The organism is Falsiroseomonas sp. RANM36 (assembly GCF_056682175.1).
Window position 1 is genome coordinate 532,281 of sequence record NZ_JBWXTD010000006.1, and the last position, 314, is coordinate 532,594.

The following is a 314-nucleotide window of genomic DNA, read 5'->3' on the forward strand; positions in this document are numbered from 1 at the left end:
CGCGCCCGCCTGGTGCTCCTTCAGCACCCCAATGATCTGCTCCTGCGTGAACCTCGATCGCTTCATCATCCGTCTCCCTTCGACGGACTCTAGCTCAGGCCGGGGACATCCAAGGGGGCAGGGTCAGGGCAGGGTCACGATCCTGGCGCTGGCGGAGGGCGCTCGGATGTCCGGGGCTGGAATTGCCAAACGCCCCGGGGATGTTCCCGAGGCGTTCATGTCGCAAATCAAGATGGATGCGGGGACAGGATTTGAACCTGTGACCTTCAGGTTATGAGCCTGACGAGCTACCGGGCTGCTCCACCCCGCGGTGG

1 tRNA gene is annotated in these 314 nt (G+C 63.7%); it reads right to left on the reverse strand.

Annotation, left to right across the window (positions count from 1 at the left end):
- Window positions 1-233 precede the first annotated feature (233 nt).
- Window positions 234-310: transfer RNA gene (locus AC1MIR_RS24160), tRNA-Met, on the reverse strand.
- Between the last annotated feature and the right edge of the window lie 4 nt (window positions 311-314).